This is a genomic window from Mesobacillus sp. LC4 (genome assembly GCF_053543455.1).
In genome coordinates this window covers 20,640-38,552 of the sequence record NZ_JBGCUB010000007.1, presented here as the reverse complement: position 1 = coordinate 38,552, position 17,913 = coordinate 20,640, and the positions used below count along the sequence as shown (strand labels likewise).

General features: G+C 43.8%; 20 protein-coding genes and 1 riboswitch. Of the genes, 9 read left to right on the top strand and 11 right to left on the bottom strand.

Features of this window, described 5'->3' with window-relative positions:
- Window positions 1–10: 10 nt before the first annotated feature.
- On the bottom strand, window positions 11–1,105 hold the full coding sequence (locus AB5I83_RS19250; protein WP_448977703.1) for a tetraprenyl-beta-curcumene synthase family protein: 1,095 nt from the start codon (window positions 1,103–1,105) through the stop codon (window positions 11–13).
- A 24-nt stretch (window positions 1,106–1,129) separates the two neighbouring features.
- Window positions 1,130–1,933, bottom strand: a complete 804-nt coding sequence (locus AB5I83_RS19245) for an alpha/beta hydrolase (protein WP_167834337.1) — start codon at window positions 1,931–1,933, stop codon at window positions 1,130–1,132.
- A 105-nt stretch (window positions 1,934–2,038) separates the two neighbouring features.
- Between AB5I83_RS19245 and AB5I83_RS19240 the strand changes: the two genes are divergently transcribed.
- Together AB5I83_RS19240 and AB5I83_RS19235 are read left to right on the top strand one after the other, a co-directional pair.
- The gene (locus AB5I83_RS19240) at window positions 2,039–2,560 is read left to right on the top strand and encodes a gamma carbonic anhydrase (RefSeq protein WP_448977701.1); all 522 of its coding nucleotides are present in this window, start codon (window positions 2,039–2,041) and stop codon (window positions 2,558–2,560) included.
- Window positions 2,561–2,641: 81 nt separating this feature from the next.
- Window positions 2,642–3,526 (top strand): C39 family peptidase, encoded by an 885-nt coding sequence (locus AB5I83_RS19235; RefSeq protein ID WP_448977699.1) that lies wholly within the window; start codon window positions 2,642–2,644, stop codon window positions 3,524–3,526.
- A 3-nt stretch (window positions 3,527–3,529) separates the two neighbouring features.
- On the opposite strand, the gene asnB is transcribed toward AB5I83_RS19235, so the two are convergent.
- Window positions 3,530–5,425, bottom strand: a complete 1,896-nt coding sequence (gene asnB, locus AB5I83_RS19230; protein WP_448977697.1) for an asparagine synthase (glutamine-hydrolyzing) — start codon at window positions 5,423–5,425, stop codon at window positions 3,530–3,532.
- A 256-nt stretch (window positions 5,426–5,681) separates the two neighbouring features.
- A complete protein-coding gene (gene metK, locus AB5I83_RS19225) occupies window positions 5,682–6,884 on the bottom strand; it encodes a methionine adenosyltransferase (protein ID WP_167834340.1) in 1,203 nt (400 codons plus the stop codon).
- Between the two features lie 285 nt (window positions 6,885–7,169).
- Window positions 7,170–7,312: riboswitch (SAM riboswitch) on the bottom strand.
- Window positions 7,313–7,596: 284 nt separating this feature from the next.
- Here metK and pckA point away from each other — a divergent pair.
- Window positions 7,597–9,186 (top strand): phosphoenolpyruvate carboxykinase (ATP), encoded by a 1,590-nt coding sequence (gene pckA / locus AB5I83_RS19220; protein WP_448977694.1) that lies wholly within the window; start codon window positions 7,597–7,599, stop codon window positions 9,184–9,186.
- 84 nt (window positions 9,187–9,270) lie between these two features.
- Here pckA and AB5I83_RS19215 read toward each other — a convergent pair whose 3' ends face one another.
- The 3 genes from AB5I83_RS19215 to AB5I83_RS19205 form a co-directional block, all read right to left on the bottom strand.
- Window positions 9,271–10,284 carry a DUF3231 family protein gene (locus AB5I83_RS19215; protein WP_448977692.1) on the bottom strand — a complete coding sequence of 338 codons (1,014 nt, stop codon included), beginning with the start codon at window positions 10,282–10,284 and terminating at the stop codon, window positions 9,271–9,273.
- Window positions 10,285–10,453: 169 nt separating this feature from the next.
- The gene (locus AB5I83_RS19210) at window positions 10,454–10,696 is read right to left on the bottom strand and encodes a DUF2584 domain-containing protein (protein WP_167834342.1); all 243 of its coding nucleotides are present in this window, start codon (window positions 10,694–10,696) and stop codon (window positions 10,454–10,456) included.
- A gap of 45 nt (window positions 10,697–10,741) precedes the next feature.
- Window positions 10,742–11,530, bottom strand: a complete 789-nt coding sequence (locus tag AB5I83_RS19205) for an alpha/beta hydrolase family protein (RefSeq protein ID WP_448977690.1) — start codon at window positions 11,528–11,530, stop codon at window positions 10,742–10,744.
- A gap of 120 nt (window positions 11,531–11,650) precedes the next feature.
- On the opposite strand from AB5I83_RS19205, the gene AB5I83_RS19200 reads away from it, so the two are divergent.
- Genes AB5I83_RS19200 through AB5I83_RS19190 form a run of 3 tightly spaced genes read left to right on the top strand, consistent with a single transcriptional unit; the run spans window position 11,651 to window position 14,227 of the window.
- Window positions 11,651–12,646 (top strand): ABC transporter substrate-binding protein, encoded by a 996-nt coding sequence (locus tag AB5I83_RS19200; protein ID WP_448977871.1) that lies wholly within the window; start codon window positions 11,651–11,653, stop codon window positions 12,644–12,646.
- A 17-nt stretch (window positions 12,647–12,663) separates the two neighbouring features.
- Window positions 12,664–13,440 carry an ABC transporter ATP-binding protein gene (locus AB5I83_RS19195; protein ID WP_448977689.1) on the top strand — a complete coding sequence of 259 codons (777 nt, stop codon included), beginning with the start codon at window positions 12,664–12,666 and terminating at the stop codon, window positions 13,438–13,440.
- On the top strand, window positions 13,382–14,227 hold the full coding sequence (locus tag AB5I83_RS19190; RefSeq protein WP_413231355.1) for an ABC transporter permease: 846 nt from the start codon (window positions 13,382–13,384) through the stop codon (window positions 14,225–14,227). The genes AB5I83_RS19195 and AB5I83_RS19190 overlap by 59 nt, the downstream gene beginning before the upstream one ends.
- 293 nt (window positions 14,228–14,520) lie before the next feature.
- Here the strand turns inward: AB5I83_RS19190 and ytkD are convergent, their stop codons facing one another.
- Complete coding sequence (ytkD, locus tag AB5I83_RS19185) at window positions 14,521–14,988, bottom strand: RNA deprotection pyrophosphohydrolase (RefSeq protein WP_448977687.1); 468 nt, start codon at window positions 14,986–14,988, stop codon at window positions 14,521–14,523.
- An 86-nt stretch (window positions 14,989–15,074) separates the two neighbouring features.
- Window positions 15,075–15,395, bottom strand: a complete 321-nt coding sequence (locus tag AB5I83_RS19180) for a hydrolase (RefSeq protein WP_448977685.1) — start codon at window positions 15,393–15,395, stop codon at window positions 15,075–15,077.
- A gap of 253 nt (window positions 15,396–15,648) precedes the next feature.
- Here AB5I83_RS19180 and AB5I83_RS19175 point away from each other — a divergent pair, with 253 nt between their 5' ends.
- Window positions 15,649–15,906 carry a DUF6154 family protein gene (locus AB5I83_RS19175; protein WP_023626881.1) on the top strand — a complete coding sequence of 86 codons (258 nt, stop codon included), beginning with the start codon at window positions 15,649–15,651 and terminating at the stop codon, window positions 15,904–15,906.
- A 129-nt stretch (window positions 15,907–16,035) separates the two neighbouring features.
- Here the strand turns inward: AB5I83_RS19175 and AB5I83_RS19170 are convergent, their stop codons facing one another.
- On the bottom strand, window positions 16,036–16,503 hold the full coding sequence (locus tag AB5I83_RS19170) for a Dps family protein (RefSeq protein ID WP_245243655.1): 468 nt from the start codon (window positions 16,501–16,503) through the stop codon (window positions 16,036–16,038).
- Between the two features lie 107 nt (window positions 16,504–16,610).
- On the opposite strand from AB5I83_RS19170, the gene ytzI reads away from it, so the two are divergent.
- Together ytzI and yidD are read left to right on the top strand one after the other, a co-directional pair.
- Entirely contained in the window at window positions 16,611–16,778 is a 168-nt protein-coding gene (ytzI, locus tag AB5I83_RS19165; RefSeq protein ID WP_448977682.1) for a YtzI protein, read from the top strand.
- 248 nt (window positions 16,779–17,026) lie between these two features.
- Window positions 17,027–17,281, top strand: coding sequence for a membrane protein insertion efficiency factor YidD (gene yidD, locus AB5I83_RS19160; protein WP_448977681.1), 255 nt, complete (start codon window positions 17,027–17,029; stop codon window positions 17,279–17,281).
- A gap of 2 nt (window positions 17,282–17,283) precedes the next feature.
- Here yidD and AB5I83_RS19155 read toward each other — a convergent pair whose 3' ends face one another.
- Window positions 17,284–17,847 carry a beta-class carbonic anhydrase gene (locus tag AB5I83_RS19155; protein WP_167834350.1) on the bottom strand — a complete coding sequence of 188 codons (564 nt, stop codon included), beginning with the start codon at window positions 17,845–17,847 and terminating at the stop codon, window positions 17,284–17,286.
- Between the last annotated feature and the right edge of the window lie 66 nt (window positions 17,848–17,913).

Genomic DNA, 17,913 nt, shown 5'->3' with positions numbered 1-17,913 from the left:
GGCTACCACCCTACTTTATAAACGCCTTTACAACTCCCGAAGGTACCCATCTCTGCAATGACCTATAGGCTCGTCCATTGATATAAAAGAAGTAGCTGACGGGGCCGGCGGTTTTGATCATTTCCCTGGCCAGTTTCCTGATCCGCTCCTGGCGTCTTACTTTTTCATCGGACAGATAGACACCTAGCAGTCCGCGATTGATCAGTTTGTGGAAATTCCGATGCGGCAATCGGGCTGTGTGGTGGTCGGCGTTTTCCACGAAATGCCGGAGCCGCTCGAATAAGGCTTCTTCATTTTCATAATAGAAACAGAAGTTCAAATCGCCGCCTTCACGGTCCTCCTCCTGATCGATGAAATAATCGAGCAAAATGTGCAGCCCTTGTATGTATGGAAAATAACCATTGCGGATGCTATCGGCATATTCCGGTTTGAAATCATCGCGAAGCGCGTAGGAGACGAGGCAAAAGATGCCGAGCGTTGAACCGGTGCAAGCGGAGAACTCATACCATTCCATTTCCGGTACCCCTTCACGATGTCCGTCGAACCATGATTGCAGGCGAGGAACTCGTTCTTTTACCTCAACATGCTTGTGGATCTGAAGATCACAGTAATAATCACATAGCTCTTGCAAATGCTGCTGGATCTCATGATAATGTTCAAGCTCACCCAATACTTCACGGCAAACGGTCACTAGCTCAATCAAGTAGCCGCCATCATTCTGGTCTTCCCGCTCACGGTAGTAATTTTTCAGCTGGCTGTCCAGGGTGAGAGCATCTGCCATCGACTCGTGAAGTGCGGAGAAATCCGCAGGGTCCAGTGACGTGCTACGGTCACAGAGATTATCAAGATAATCGCTGATTGTCTGGTATGCGACAATGAACCGGATTGCCTGCTTATATTGTTTTTTCGCGGTCAGGCTTAAAATTGCCCCACCTTCACAATGGAAAGTCTTATGCTCGATGCTGGCCAGTGCCTGCCTTCTTAATTCAGGATTCGGGATTTCCTCAGCCCTGCTCTTCCAATATGCCAGCTCCCGATGGACCTGGGGCAGGACTTGTCGGTATACACGGTACATCAAACTGATGGGCATTGATGGAATCATCATGCTGCATCTTCACCCTTTCCATCTCTAATAAACATATCCAATCGCCTTCAGCTGGCTGATGACAAAATCATGTGCATAGTCAAAGACCTCTTCGCGTTCAGGTTCATTGAAGACTTCATGATAGCATTTTGGCCATTCTTTATAACGTTTTTCCGAAAGCGGGGCATTATTGAACCATTCCTTAACTGATCGTTTATCGACAATCCGATCATCGCCCCCCTGCAAAAGCAGTGTAGGGACGTCCTGTACTTTATCCATGTTTTCAAACGCCTGCTCCATTGCCGCGACCAGCTCACGGTACCAGCGAACCGATACCTTGGTGATGTAAAGCGAGTCATTCGCATCGACTGCCCTGACATCCTCATTCCTTGTGGCCATCTCGACTGACAGGCCAGGAGAAATCCGTAAATTCGGCACAATAACATTCAAGCCGTGCGACAGCATATCCAGCATTTTTGAAGGATAATGAACCAATCCCAGGCATGGCGAAGACAAAATCAGGCCAGCAATTTCTACCCGTGCCTCCTGCAGCATGCGGATGGCAACGAGACCGCCCATGCTGTGGCCAAGCAAAAATACCGGAAGATCAAAGTCGTATGCCGCTTCGACCCACTCTTTCACTTCCAAAATATATTCATCAAAGGAATCAATATGGCCACGGTTTGCTCTAGTCGTCATGCCCTGCCCAGGCAAATCACCCATAATGACATGAAATCCAGATGAGCGCCAGGCTTCAATTAGCCAGCCATACCGGCGATGATGTTCCAGTGCACCATGAATCATCACGATTACAGCCTTAGCGTCCCCATCAGCTTCCCATTTCCACATGACCATTCCCCCACTCAAATACTTTTTCTTTCTTTAAAAGAACTATAATATATAACTAACGAAAAATAAAAAGGTAAGCATCAATAAATTACAGGAGTGTGCACAATGATTTATCCTTACAATGGCAAAACACCTAAAATAGCAGATTCAGCTTTCATCGCGGATTATGTAACAATTACCGGAGACGTCGAAATCGGTGAGGAATCGAGTGTCTGGTTCAATACGTCAATTCGCGGCGATGTCGCCCCTACCATCATTGGCAATAAAGTGAATATCCAGGATAATTCAGTCCTGCACCAGAGTCCAAACAATCCCTTGATCCTTGAAGACGAAGTCACGGTCGGACATCAGGTCGTCCTCCATAGCTGCATCATTAGGAAAAAAGCATTGATTGGCATGGGTTCAATCATCCTTGACCAGGCTGAAATCGGCGAAGGTGCCTTTATCGGAGCCGGCAGCCTTGTTCCCCAGGGGAAGAAAATCCCGCCCAACTCGCTTGCTTTTGGACGTCCAGCAAAGGTCATCCGGGAATTGAACGAAGACGACATTAGAGATATGGAACGTATTTCCAGAGAGTACGCTGAAAAAGGACAATACTATAAAAGTTTACAGAACAAAGGTGAATGAACTGCTAAAAAAACTCCCTCACCAGTCCGATATTAAATAATATAATATACCCTTTTTATTTTTAAATATGCGGACGTGGTGATGGATGTGGAAAAACTATATTTACCGCTTGCGGCAATCATACCGCTGATCATCTTGTTTTATCTATTGATCCGAACACAAAATAGCATGATGAAATCTATCTTGATGTTCCTGTTTGTTTTTACATCGATCCTCGGGGCTTTCTTGATGGAAAATCTGCAGGCTTCCCATGTTGCCAAGGCTGTTCAGTCGGTGAAAAGCTGGCTTGACGAGCCTGAAACTGCTGCTGAAAAGGCACCTGTGATCATAGAAAATTACGAACCAGCGATTATCCCAATAAAGAACCAGGTACTCCTCGATGCGCCAGCCATCTGGCAAATGCCAGAGCTGCCGAGAGGATGCGAGGTCACGAGCCTGGCTATGCTCCTTCAGCATGGAGGGCTTCAGGCGGACAAGCTGTCACTTGCAAAAGAAGTGAAGAAAAATCCTGCTCAATATCGTCTCAATGATGGCAAAATTTATTTTGGTGATCCGAATGAGGGTTTTGTCGGCAATATGTACACCTACACAGAACCAGGGCTTGGAGTCTACCATAAGCCGATTGCTGAACTGGCAGAGCAGTATCTCCCAGGCAAAATAAAGGATTTGACGAATGCAGAATTTCAGGAGCTGAAAATCCATCTGTCTGATGACAGGCCGGTTTGGATCATCACGAATACTGAATATAAAAAGCTGGACGATAGCTTTTTCCAGACATGGTACACGCCTGAAGGCCCCGTGAAAGTAACAATGAAGGAACACTCTGTCCTGATTACGGGTTATGATGAAAATTTCGTATACTTCAATGACCCGTTGACAGGCGAAAAAAATAAAAAAGCACCCATGAAAGACTTCGTGGAAGCCTGGGTGCAGATGGGAAGGCAGGCCATTACCTACCTTCCCTGATTATTAAGACTGCAATACTTTCTGAGCCTCATACTCCTTCTGGAAGGAGTATTTTTTTTCGACATAAACATCATGCCACATCATGAACATCAGGACAGTCCAGATCTTGCGGCTGTTATCCGCCTTGTTCTGGCAGTGGTCATCCAATAGTTTCAATAGGTATGACTTATTGATGAGATGTTCTGTGTTGCTTTCCTTGATGATATTCTTTGCCCATTCGTACATTTCGTTCTTCAGCCAGTGGCGGATCGGTACCGGGAAGCCTAGCTTCTTACGGGTTAATACGTGCTCAGGAACCACACCTTCAGCTGCTTTACGTAAAATATACTTCGTAGTATTGTTAGCCGTCTTCATGCTTGTCGGAATCTTCGAAGCTGTTTCGAACACCATCTTATCCAGGAATGGAACACGAAGCTCCAAAGAATGAGCCATTGTCATTTTATCAGCCTTCAATAAAATGTCGCCGCGCATCCATGTATGGATATCGATATATTGCATCGTATCAACCGGGTCATATCCTCTGCTCTCTCTGTAAAGAGGCTTAGTGATATCCCTGTAATCGTACTGGCCGTTATATACGTGCAGCAGTTCGCTCTTCTCTTTTTCAGTGAACATCTTCGCATTGCCGATGTAACGCTCTTCCATTGGCGTCACGCCGCGTTCAATGAAACTCTTCCCCTTCATTCCCTCTGGCATCATTTTCGCGATACCTTTCAGCATGACCTTCCCTGCCTGAGGGATTTTGTTGAACATTTCAAGATCCTGCGGTTCACGGTAGATATTATATCCGCCGAACAACTCATCCGCACCTTCACCTGATAGGACAACCGTTACATGCTTTCTTGCTTCACGGGCAACGAAATACAAAGGGATAGCTGCCGGATCTGCAAGCGGGTCATCCATATGCCACATGATTTTAGGAAGTTCATCCATATATTCCTGCGGGCTGATCACATAGCTGATGTTCTCTACGCCAAGCCGATCAGCCGTTTCTTTCGCGACATCAATTTCACTGAATCCATTCTGCTCAAAACCGACAGAAAATGTCTTGATTCCTGGATGGTATTGCTTTGCAATCGACGCGATGATCGAGGAATCAATTCCGCCAGAAAGGAAAGAACCAACCGGCACATCACTGCGCATGTGGATTTTCACAGAATCAAAAAGGACGTCCCTGATTTCCTTCGTAAATTCATCCTCGGTTTTGTGGATTGGCGAGAAGCTCGCTTTCCAATAACGCTTGATTTCCATCGGTGAACCGATTTTCTTTGTAAAATAATGCCCTGGCTCAAGCTTGTAGATGCCTTCTGACATTGTATTAGGTTCTGGTACGAATTGATAAGTCAAATAGTGCTGCAATGCCTTGTAATCAAGGACGTCGTTTTCGAGCGCAAGCAGGATGCTCTTTTTCTCAGAACCAAAGAACGTGCGGTCGCCATCTTCAAAATAGAAGAAAGGCTTAATGCCGAAATGGTCACGAGCACCGTAAAGAACCTGCTCCTCTTTATCCCAGATGACAAATGCGAACATGCCGCGCAGCTTGTCGACAGCCTGCTCTTTTAGATGGCTGTAAAGAGCAATGATGACTTCCGTATCCGAATGAGTTTCGAAGCTTAGACCTTCTTCAATCAACTCTTCGCGAAGCTCAAGATAATTGTAGATTTCCCCGTTGAAAATGATCCAGTAGCGCTCATTTTCATAGGTCAATGGCTGATGGCCAGCCTCAAGATCAATAATACTCAGGCGGCGGAAGCCAAATTGGATATGCTCATCAAAGAAATATCCATCATCATCTGGACCGCGATGGGTGATGATGTCATTCATATTTTTAAACAGCTGCTTATCATCGCCGCTGAATTTCTGTGCATTTTCATGTACACAACCGATAAAGCCACACATTATGTACTTCACCTTCTCCATTTCAGAAAAAATTTATTGTTATTTTCCAATGATTTTACTACCCAAAAAACATACCATCTAATACTATCATTAAACGCAAAATTTTTGCAGTAAAATCTAAGGGAAATTTAAGGTAATACTCTATTTTACACCTTTTGGACCATACACAAACCTGATGATAATTTTGGTGTTCCTTGATTAGACGGTAAATAACAAGGGGAGTTACATATTTCTATGCAACTCCCCTTGTACTTTTTTATTTTCCTTGTGCCTGAGTGCGAAGCGTCTCAGCCTTGTCTGTGCGCTCCCATGGAAGGTCAACGTCAGAACGGCCAAAGTGTCCGTAAGCAGCTGTCTGCTTGTAGATTGGCTTGCGCAGGTCAAGCATGTTGATGATTCCAGCAGGGCGAAGGTCGAAGTTGCTTTCAACAACATCGATCAGTACATCCTCGCTTACTTTGCCTGTTCCAAAAGTATCGATTGAAATGGATACCGGACGGGCAACACCGATTGCGTATGCCAGCTGAACTTCAACCTTTTCAGCAAGGCCGGCAGCTACGATGTTTTTCGCAACGTAACGTGCAGCGTATGCCGCTGAACGGTCAACTTTTGTAGGATCCTTACCGGAGAATGCGCCTCCGCCGTGGCGAGCGTATCCGCCATAAGTATCAACAATGATTTTACGGCCAGTAAGACCAGCATCACCCTGCGGTCCGCCGATTACGAAACGGCCAGTTGGGTTGATGAAGTATTTTGTGTTCTCGTCGATCAATTCTGCCGGTACGACAGGATTGATCACGTGTTCCTTAAGATTGCGCTGGATTTGCTCAAGCGAAACTTCAGGATGGTGCTGAGTTGAGATAACGATCGTATCGATGCGGACTGGCTTGTCGTTTTCATCGTATTCAACCGTTACTTGAGTTTTACCGTCTGGACGAAGGTATGGAAGGATCTCTTCCTTGCGCACTTCAGTCAGGCGGCGTGAAAGCTTGTGAGCCAATGAAATCGGAAGAGGCATAAGCTCTTTCGTTTCATTACATGCAAAACCGAACATCAAGCCCTGGTCCCCAGCGCCGATTGCTTCGATTTCTGCATCGGACATTTGTCCTTCACGTGCTTCAAGAGCCTGGTCAACACCCATAGCGATGTCAGCAGACTGCTCATCAATGGAAGTCAACACTGCGCAAGTTTCAGAGTCGAAACCATACTTCGCGCGAGTATAACCAATTTCCTTGACGGTTTCACGAACAATTTTAGGTATATCTACGTATGTAGATGTAGTGATTTCGCCTGCAACTAGTACAAGGCCTGTCGTAACTGATGTTTCAGCAGCAACACGTGCATTAGCATCTTTTGCAAGGATCGCATCCAAAATCGCGTCAGAAATCTGGTCGCAAATTTTATCCGGATGGCCTTCTGTTACTGATTCAGAAGTGAACAAACGGCGTTTGTTTGACATCTGAGTTCCTCCCTCATGTATAAAAATTGATCGAGGCTGTCCCAATACAGACCTCGGGTTGATACGGTACTCATTCCCTATGTAGTATGAAATAAACGCTGAGTTTTTATTAGAAAAATTTGTTTAGGATTCATGGTGAATATCTTTTTTCCTAATCTCACCCACGGGAGCAATGACACCTAAGAAGGCATTCCAGCTGCAATTCAATGCATTGGACAGAAAAAAGCAATATAAAAAACCTCTCCATTTACGAGGAAAGGTTTTAGCTTAAATCCGCGCCTTTCGCTCTTATCGTTCAAGGGCAGTTCCCTTGCGTCAGGTTAGCACCTTTGCCCGGAAAAAGGTCAGCATTCCAAAAAGCTGTTTTTTCACGTCTGCAGGTTGCTGGGTTTCATTGGGCCTGTCCCTCCACCAGCTCGGGATAAGAGAGTATCCGTTCAAGTCCAAATCATAACGAAACTATAATGGCATGTCAATGGTTTTCTCGGTAAAATTGTCGATTGTTGTTGAAAGTTTTTCTGTAAACTAAAATGGTCTTGAAAAGCATCCTTTTCGCTTGACTATATAAAGAAAGAATTATATAACGCAAGATAGGTACAAGGTAATTTTTCGAGCGATTAGTATAGATTAATCGAACAAATGTGTTATACTAATATCGAGATGTAAACACTTACAAAATTATTAATCTTTTAAAAAAGGAAGGTATTCTCCGATGAATGTTGTAGGAATATCAAATGAACTTTCAGCATTATTAAGTGGCAGCAATGTGCAAATCCAGTTATCCGTTCCCCAGCTTGTTGAAAAAGTCCTGAACCGAAATGAAGGGCTCCTGACTTCAACTGGCGCTGTAAGAGCGACAACTGGTAAGTATACTGGCCGTTCACCTAAAGATAAATTCATTGTTGAAGAAGTGTCCGTAAAGGACAAAATTGACTGGGGCTCTGTTAATCAGCCGATTTCAGAAGAATCTTTCACAAAACTATATAATAAGGTATTGAATTTCCTTAAAGAAAAAGAAGAAGTATTCGTTTTCAAAGGATTTGCAGGTGCTGACACAAAACACCGCCTTCCGATTCAGGTTATCAATGAATACGCCTGGCATAACCTTTTCGCCCATCAATTGTTCATCCGCCCAACAGAGGAAGAGCTTGTGGACCATGAATCTGAATTCACAGTGATCTCTGCCCCAACTTTTAAAGCGGATCCAAAAGTTGATGGAACAAATTCCGAAACATTCATCATCGTCTCCTTCGAACAGCGCGTCGTGTTGATCGGCGGAACAGAATATGCGGGCGAAATGAAGAAGTCCATTTTCTCTGTAATGAACTACCTTCTGCCTGAAAGCGGCATCCTTTCCATGCACTGCTCTGCAAACGTGGGACGCGAAGGCGATGTAGCCTTGTTCTTCGGTCTGTCCGGAACAGGAAAAACGACTCTTTCAGCTGATAACAATCGCCGTTTGATTGGTGATGATGAGCATGGCTGGTCAGCTAACGGTGTGTTCAACATCGAAGGCGGCTGCTACGCAAAGTGCATCAACTTATCTAAGGAAAAAGAACCGCAGATTTATGACGCGATTCGTTTTGGTTCAGTGCTTGAAAATGTCGTCGTCGATGAAGAAACACGTGTGGCAGATTATGATGACGGCAGCCTGACTGAAAATACTCGTGCAGCCTATCCGATTCAGGCGATCGAAAACATCGTGGACCCAAGCATTGCCGGACATCCAAACGCGATCGTCTTCCTAACTGCTGATGCATTCGGAGTACTGCCTCCAATCGCCAAGTTAACGAAGGAGCAGGCAATGTACCACTTCCTGAGTGGATATACATCAAAGCTTGCTGGAACTGAGCGCGGCATCACTTCTCCGCAGGCAACGTTCTCAACTTGCTTCGGATCACCTTTCCTTCCGCTTGCAGCAACAAGATACGCGGAAATGCTCGGTGAAAAGATCGATGAGCACAATGCAAAGGTATTTCTCGTGAACACAGGATGGACAGGCGGAGAATACGGCACAGGAAGCCGCATGAAGCTGGCCTACACTCGTGCAATGGTCCAGGCAGCGCTTGAAGGCGAACTGAACAATGTCGAAACCGTCAAAGACGAAATCTTCGGCCTGGATATCCCGGCACATGTCCCAGGAGTACCAGACGATGTCCTTCAGCCAGTCAAGACATGGAGCGACAAAGAAGCATATTACGCAAAAGCAAACGAACTCGCAGGCAAATTCCGCGAAAACTTCAAAAAGTTCACAAACGTACCATCTGTGATCGAAGAAAAAGGCGGACCAACAGCGAAATAATCATAAAGGCCATTTCCAATCGGAAATGGCCCTTTTCTTTTTCTACAACTATTAGCTATCGTGGTTTTCTGATGACAATTCATACTAATTACTTCTGTTTCTTAATGCTTCCCTGTCAACATTTTGGGGAGGCTGTTCCATCCATCTGTTATTAATCATTATTTTAATCCCGTCATTTGCATATTGAAGGATTTCAGTAACAAGTCTTGTGTAAAGCCCGCCTAAATCCTTTCTTAAGCTTGCTCCAATTGCTGTTCCGTAGCCACCAACGCTGATCGCATCCAGACTGTTTGTTTGAAACATCATCAACTTATCTGAAAAAGGCGGATCAATGGATTGAGATATCGCAGAATCCCAGGTACTTGGAAGCGGGACTCCATCCTTTATTAGTATTTCTCTAAAAACAGTTTCATGCTTAGCGGCTATTTCTGAACCTCTTTCCATATATTTTCTTACCTCTGGTGATTGGGCTGTTTGAGAGAAACCAGCCAAAAAGGTTCTGCCAATGGAATTCGTCTCTGTATTTTTAGAAATATGAGCCAGTTCCACAGCAGTCAGTGGCCGATGTCTACCGATTAAACTGGATAAAAAGGATTCATCCTGAAGATATTCTGCTTTCTCCATTGGAGGAATTGTCGGCGAACGCACGAATGTGCCTTTTTTTAAAAGCAAGTCACAAGAATCATTATACAGTTTCATAAATTTCTCTGATGTCTTCGAAAATAACTCTCTTACATCGTTCCTTGCCAACACTTCGAGAAATGCTGCAGATGCCACCGTTCCTGCCGAAGCCATGTATTTAATATACCTTAAAGCAAAAAGGTCTGAATACACTCGGCCTGCCTTTAAATTCACGTCCTCCTGGGTAAAACCGATTGGCAGTGCATGTTTATCTTTTTCAAAAATGGTTTTGACTTGATCCACTACGAATTTACAATTTGATAACGCATCATTTATGATTTCCGTCATTGTGGTATCTTCATTTACCTTTGCAAAATGCTGTACGATGCAGTGAGCCATTGAATTTTGCATATACGCTCCCCACATGGCAGCAACCTCTGATGAAGTCAATTGAGGGTTATGTTCCATTCTATTCATAACTCCTTCTTTTTTCCTTATTTTTGCGCTAAAGAAGAGTTTATATTCGTTTGAGCTGCTCCATTTACTTTTGCCAAGGAGGTTATCAAAAACGGAACTTAGGAATGACTATTGTCTTCCTGATTCAATACATGAAAATAAAGAAAAAACAGGGCACAAAACGCCCTGTTTAATTGGTTGAATTTAATGAAACTAATTGATACGTAAGCGTTGTTGTTTTTTCTGTCCACTCTACTTTCGTGATGACACCTGTTCCTGTCAGGTCACCTTCGATTGTTTTTTTGACTTCTAGTGGAATATCAACAGGATAGAGCCTGTATCCTTCCTTGGTCAAAGAGAAGTAATTGTCTTCGAGACGCTTTTCCCGGCCCTTTGTGACAATCATTGTATTTAACTCTAATGGCATCCCCATTATAATCGCTCCTCTATTGTTCATCATAAACTTCACTTTATTTTATCATTGTTGTAGGCGTGATTTCATCCAATTCGTTAAATCGTCGACAATTTTCCGGTTCATTACTGGCGGAAAGTAGTGTGTGTAGTCATCAAAGTACCAGCTTTCCACAGGCTTGTCCAATTCTCTTAATCGTTTCTCAATACGATAGGAGTGTTCAACCGACACATTGTGATCATTCCTGCCATGGATTAGCAGCACCGGTGCCTTCAAGTTTTCCATTTCATACAAAGGAGTCCTGAATTTATACCTGCTTGGTACCTTTTTCGGCGACCCGCCTATCACTCTTTTCATCATCCTGCGCAGGTCCTTTCTCTCCACATACGTTAAAAACATATCCGTTACCCCTCCCCAGGTAACAACAGACGCGGTTTCTGGAAATTTAATGGCCGTCAGCAATGCCATCAAACCTCCTCGGGAAAATCCAAAGACATGGACCCTTTCAACCCCTGGAAAGGATTGCAGCAGTTCGAATCCGGCAAAGGCATCAACCCGGTCATCACCGCCGAAGTCTTCATCCCCTTCTCCTCCCTGGTTCCCTCGATAAAAAGGAGCGAATACGGTGAAGCCATTAGCTGCGAATTGCGCAATCCGGGCAGGCCGCACCTTGCCCACATTTTTAATTCCGCCGCGCAAATACAGGAATCCTTCTGTCCCGCTTCCATCAATCGGCTTGGCAAGAAGCCCTTTGACACGCAGGCCGTCAGCATAATAGGTCACCATTTGCAGCTCGACCGCCGGATTGGGGGAAGGAAATTTATAAGCAGAGATTATTTGCCCGTCATTTTCCAACGTTAACACTCCTCATATATGAATTTTTCCAAATTTGGTTCCTGGGCATTCACACATTTTTAGATGATTCCATACGATACTGTAAGCCCATTATAAGACAGATTTTTAGGAGGCATCATGATGAAAAAATGGTTCAAAGCTGGTTTTGCTTTATTTTTGATTGCTGTACTTATTATACCTCTTGCAGCCTGCGGTCAAGACAAGGTACAGACTGTCAAAGTTGCTGAGGTGACACGTTCAATCTTCTATGCTCCACAATATGTTGCCCTTGAAAAGGGATTTTTTGAAGAGGAAGGTTTAGAAATTGAGCTGACAACTACTTGGGGCGGTGACAAGACGATGACCGCCGTGCTGTCGAATGCAGCGGATGTTGCGCTCGTTGGTTCGGAAACCTCCATCTATGTGTATGCTCAGGGTTCAAGCGATCCTGTCATTAACTTTGCCCAGCTGACGCAAACCGATGGTACATTCCTTGTTTCCAGGGAAAAAATCGATGATTTCTCCTGGGACCAGTTAAAAGGGTCCACCTATCTCGGTCAGCGTACAGGCGGAATGCCGCAAATGGTCGGTGAATTCGTGCTAAAGAAACACGGTATCGATCCAAAGGCAGACTTAGAAATGATCCAAAATATTGATTACGCGAACATTCCAAATGCCTTTGCTTCCGGTACAGGTGACTTTGTCCAGCTATTCGAACCGCAAGCTAGCTTATTCGAAAAAGAAGGCAAAGGCCATATTGTCGCTTCGTTCGGAACCGAGTCCGGTCATGTACCATATACCACATTTATGTCGAAACAAAGCTACATGAAAAAAAATCCGGAAACAATTGAAAAGTTCACTCGTGCTATCTATAAGGCACAGCAGTGGGTAGAGTCACACAGTGCAAAAGAAACTGCGGAAGTAATCCAGGAGTATTTTAAAGATACAGATTTGACCCTTATCGAGACAGTAGTTGACCGCTATAAGAGCCAAGGATCCTATGCGACAGACCCGATTTTGGATGAGAGTGAATGGAAGAACCTGCAGGATATCATGGATGAAGCAGGGGAACTTCCTGAGGAAGTCAGCCATGACACATTAGTCAATACTGAGGTCGCCGAAGAAGTCATGAAATAACAGGAGGTTGCAGCCAAATGGACTTTTTGACATTAAGAGGGATCCATCACACTTATTTTACAAAAACATCTGCTGTCACTGCACTGAATGATATTTCACTCGATGTCCAGGAAGGAGAGTTCGTATCCTTCCTGGGTCCGAGCGGCTGCGGCAAAACAACACTGCTATCAATTATCGCAGGGTTGTTTGAACCCTCGGATGGACAGGTAAAACTGGAAGGCAGAACTGTCAAGGATGCTGCGAATCAAACAGGATATATGCTGCAGCAGGATTATTTGTTTCCTTGGAAAACGATTGAGGAAAATATCTTTCTCGGCTTGAAGATTAGCGGGACTTTGGAGGATTCAAAAAAAGAAGAGGTTATATCGCTGCTAAGGCAAATGGGTTTGGAAAACGTAGAAAAACTTTACCCAAAACAGCTATCAGGCGGGATGCGCCAGCGTGTGGCACTTGTTCGTACACTGGCAACAGAGCCTAAGCTGCTCATGCTCGACGAACCTTTTTCCGCACTGGATTACCAAACGAAATTAAAGCTTGAGGACTTGGTTTCAACCACATTCAAGACATTCGGGAAAACAGCGATTCTCGTTACACACGATATCGGAGAAGCGATTGCAATGAGCGATAGGATCTTCCTGTTCTCACCAAGGCCAGGACGCTTGCATAGAAATTTTGACATTCCAGAAGAGCTAAGAAACTTGAGACCTTTTGAGGCTAGGAACCACCCTTTGTATAATGAACTGTTCCAAACAATATGGAAGGAGTTGGAATCGATTGAACCAGAAGCAAACTGAACTCCTCCATCAAGAGTATCTTAAAAAGTTAAGCAGAGAGCGAAAAACGGTCCGTATCTATCAATTGCTGATTTTCATTGCCTTTTTTGCTCTCTGGGAAATCTCAAGCCAGCAAAAATGGATCGACCCTCTCCTATTCAGTTCACCGTCAAAAATATGGAATATGTTAATTGAGAAGACAATGGATGGGTCACTGGCAGTTAACCTTGGAGTCACATTGGCTGAAACCGTACTTGGGTTTATTCTCGGTACACTCGCAGGTACGATACTCGCAGCAATATTGTGGTGGTCACCGTTGCTTTCCAAGATTTTAGATCCATACCTCGTAATTTTGAATTCAATGCCAAAGGTTGCCCTTGGCCCAATTTTGATTGTTGCGCTAGGAACCAACATGACCTCCATCATAGCGATGGGAGCGATCATCTCCGTCATCATCACGACAATTGTTGTTTATACCGCTTTTAAAGAGGTTGACCCAAACTATTTGAAGGTGCTTCAGACATTTGGAGCCACAAGGACCCAATGCTTCAGGGAGGCAATCTTGCCAGCTTCTTTCCCGACCATCATTTCGACCTTAAAAGTGAATGTCGGGTTGTCCTGGGTTGGAGTCATTGTCGGAGAATTCCTCGTTTCCGCCCGAGGCCTAGGATATATGATCATCTACGGTTTCCAGGTTTTCAATTTCACGCTCGTCTATTTATCGCTGCTTGTCATCGCATTGTTTGCCACAGTGATGTATCAGTTGGTCGAACTGCTCGAAAAGAAACTGATCAAAAGCGACCAGTAAAGAAGCCGGAGGTCCGGCTTCTTTTTTAGTTTTAAAATGGTTGCTTATTTAGAATTAGTCGTGACAGCGCCAATAAATTTTAATTATCGCCAATAAAGCTGTAAACTTCGCCAATAAAATCAGATTTTCGCCAATAAAGTTGTGAACTTCGCCAATAAAATCAGATTTTCGCCAATAAAGTGTACTTCGCTAACAGGATCCGCCATTAAGCTGATGTTGACGCCACGGTTACTGGATTTATTTTAACAATAACAGCTAAAAAGCGGCGTTATTCCAAGTGTGGCCAACTCTTATCATTGATTTTCACTTAAAAATTCAAGGCTATGCTTCATTACATCGTCTTTCATGATAAAACTGTACTCGTCTTTCATTCTTTCCAACAGCATATCTCCACCCACCAGTACCGGGCCGCCGGTTTCCATGTAGTCTTCCTGCTGCACAATCTTTTCTGCTTCTCCATAAAAGATTCTTTTAACAAACGAACCTTCTTCATCACTCACCTGATACTCGCCAATACTGACAAGCCTGCTTAGGATTGCGCCCGTCTCCTCCATGACCTCACGTCGGGCTGCGTCCTCCAGAGTTTCGCCTGTTTCCATTTTGCCGCCTGGAAACTCAAGACCTCTGACACTATGATTGGTCAAAAGCCATTTCCCCTGATATTTACAAATGACCAGCACATGGCGCGCACTTTTTTCAAAGGCGTTTTCCTGAAAGGCTAAGATTACATCTCCGCCGTTCATATCTTTAAACTTCTCCATGAAAACTCTCCCCGCCTTTAGTTCATGTCCTAATTATATAGAAAATCCAAAAATGAATAAACCGCAGACCATTGTCTGCGGCTGCTCTATTTTTCTGGAAGGATTCCCATGCTTTCAATGTGGTTCCTGGCTTCTTCGTCACCAAGTTTATGAATCATTTCATATGTCTGGATCAGCTGTCTGTCGAGGGCGTCATTTTCACGGTCATAATGGTACTGGACATACGGGACATGCGCTCTCATGAAATTTTGCCAGCCTGTGGAGTGGCTCTGATCAAATATTTCCCTCAATGCGGTGATTTCCTCGTCATTTGCCTCAATTTTAAAATTCCATGGAGATGCAGTTGAATCGCGTGAAATATGGCCTTCACTGATGTTGATATAATATGTTTTTTTGCCTTCTGGCATATGCCTCACCTCAAGGATATCGTTCCCTGCGTCTATATTCGTTTATACTGAATATCTATAAAATAAATAATTTTTTCTGCCCTCCAAATTACTCTTAAAGTTGTCTGTATGTTAAAATTAGACCAAATACAGATAGAAGCATATCAGCGAACCCAATAGGGAAATACTTCAATTTCAAGGCATAATTTTTCCATTGGAGGGTATTAAATAAGTATAAGGAATTATGGACAATCAAGAAGGAGAGGTGAAATTCATGAAACTGATTGATGAGCTATACGAACTATACCGCAATAAATTGACCGGTGATGAAGAGGATATCGATATGCTCGCTTTTGCCTTCCTTGAAGAAATGAGCCGAGAAGACTTGTTGAAGATCATCCAGGACCTTGATAAGCAGGAGCTTTATGATTTGATGGGGCTTTATTTGATCGAGAGCTTGAAAGGAAAGTTTGCCCAGGACGATTTTGGCGCTCGCTCTGTTAATTCATATCCTTCCAGGAATGTGCACTAATCCTTACAATAACTATACATATATAACCGGCTGATGCCGGTTTTTCTTTTGCCCATCATTCTCCTCCACACAGATAATCTTTCCAACCATGAAAAAAACTGGCCAAGCAGGCCAGTTTTCCCTATATTCTTATCCAAGATAAGCCTTGAACATCCACATATGTTTGCGCAGACTCATTTTTACCTCTGTCATCATATCAGCTGTAGCTGTATCTTCTGCTTTTTCTGCAAGTTCAATTGCGCTATGGAGCTCGTCCACAATGGTAGCAAAGTCATCGTGCAATTGCTGTACCATTTCTTCTTCATTTTCAGACCCTGTTGCTTCTTTCACTGAAGACAGTTCAAGATATTCCTTAAGAGTGGCAACTGGTTTTCCTTCCAATGCGAGAATTCTTTCAGCGAATTCATCGATGATTGTCGCCGCTTCGTTATAAAGCTCTTCAAATTTCGTATGGAGCGTGAAGAAATGACGGCCTTTCACATACCAGTGATAGTTATGAAGCTTCGTGTAAAGTACCGTCCAGTTCGCAACCTGCTGGTTCACTGCTTGAATTAAATCTGTTTGTGCCATTTTTATTTCATCCTCCCTTTTAGTCATAGATTATATTCCCCTTCCAGCTTTATAAAAAACATGCTGGCAGCAACTTTTTTCCTATCGCTGAAAAGAAAATGCTACAATAATTTTGAAGCAAAGGAGGCCTTTTTATGTATACCGTTTTGATTATCTCAGTCATTATCGTTATCATTGTTTTAATATTAAGCGTAGTCACTACTTCAAAGGCATATCAGTTCAAGCATACGGTCGATCCGATTGACAGCCGTGACAGCCATGAAGACTCTGTTGAAGCAAAAGCTCATGATGAAAATAAATAAAAGGAGCTGCAATCAGCTCCTTTTTAGGATTTGCTCCGTTAAAACTAGGCTGTTGATTTTCGTTCCAGGCGCTTCGCTTTCCGCGGGAAGTCGGGGAGCCTCCTCGGCGCTTTATGCGCCTGCGGGGTCTCCCCATGACTTGCTCATCCCGCAGGAGTCTACGCGCCTTCCACTTCAATCAACAGGGCTTTAAAACCAACATTGGCTTTAACAATACCTATGATGTAAAGAAGGGATGAACACCAACCATGCTAAAAAAAGCATTCATCGGCATCATACGTTTTTATCAAGTTGTCATATCGCCATTGAAGCCGCCTACGTGCCGATTTTATCCGACATGCTCCCATTACGGACATGAAGCAATTACAAGGTTTGGACCTATCAAAGGCGGATGGCTGACGATTGTACGAATCCTTAAATGCCAGCCCTTCCATCCAGGCGGCATGGACCCGGTACCTGAAGAATGGCCATCAAAGAAAAATACTAAAGTTCATAACCATTGATATTATTTTTCATAGCCATCGATCACTTGGTCAAGCCTTCCCGTTGAAGGATCGATCACCAATCCATGAACCGGAACATCCTTAGGCATCAAGGGATGGTTTTTAACGATTTCGACACTGTGGGCAACGCTGTCCTTGACGTTATCGAAACCATGAAGCCATTCCTTTACGTCTATTCCGGAGTAATTCAATGTATTCAGCATGTCATCGGTAACCCCGCGCTTTTTCATTCCTTCTATCACGATGTCGGGCTTCATCCCGCTCATGCCACAATCATAATGGCCAATGATTGCCACTTCTTCTGCTTGCAGCTGGTAAACCGCAACAAGCAAACTTCTCATGATACTCCCGAACGGGTGCATGATCAGGGCACCTGCATTCTTGACAACTTTCACATCTCCATTGCGAATATTCAGAGCCCTCGGTAAAAGTTCAACAAGCCTTGTATCCATACAAGTCAAAATAACCATCTTCTTATTCGGAAACTTAGTAGTGGTGAATTCTTCATATTTCTTTTCTGATACGAATTTTTCATTAAAATCAAGAATTTCATCAAGCATTCTCATCTATTCTCTCTCCTCTTAAAAAATTTCCTTTCTAATAGAATACCTTAAACTGAGTCCGAACCAAAA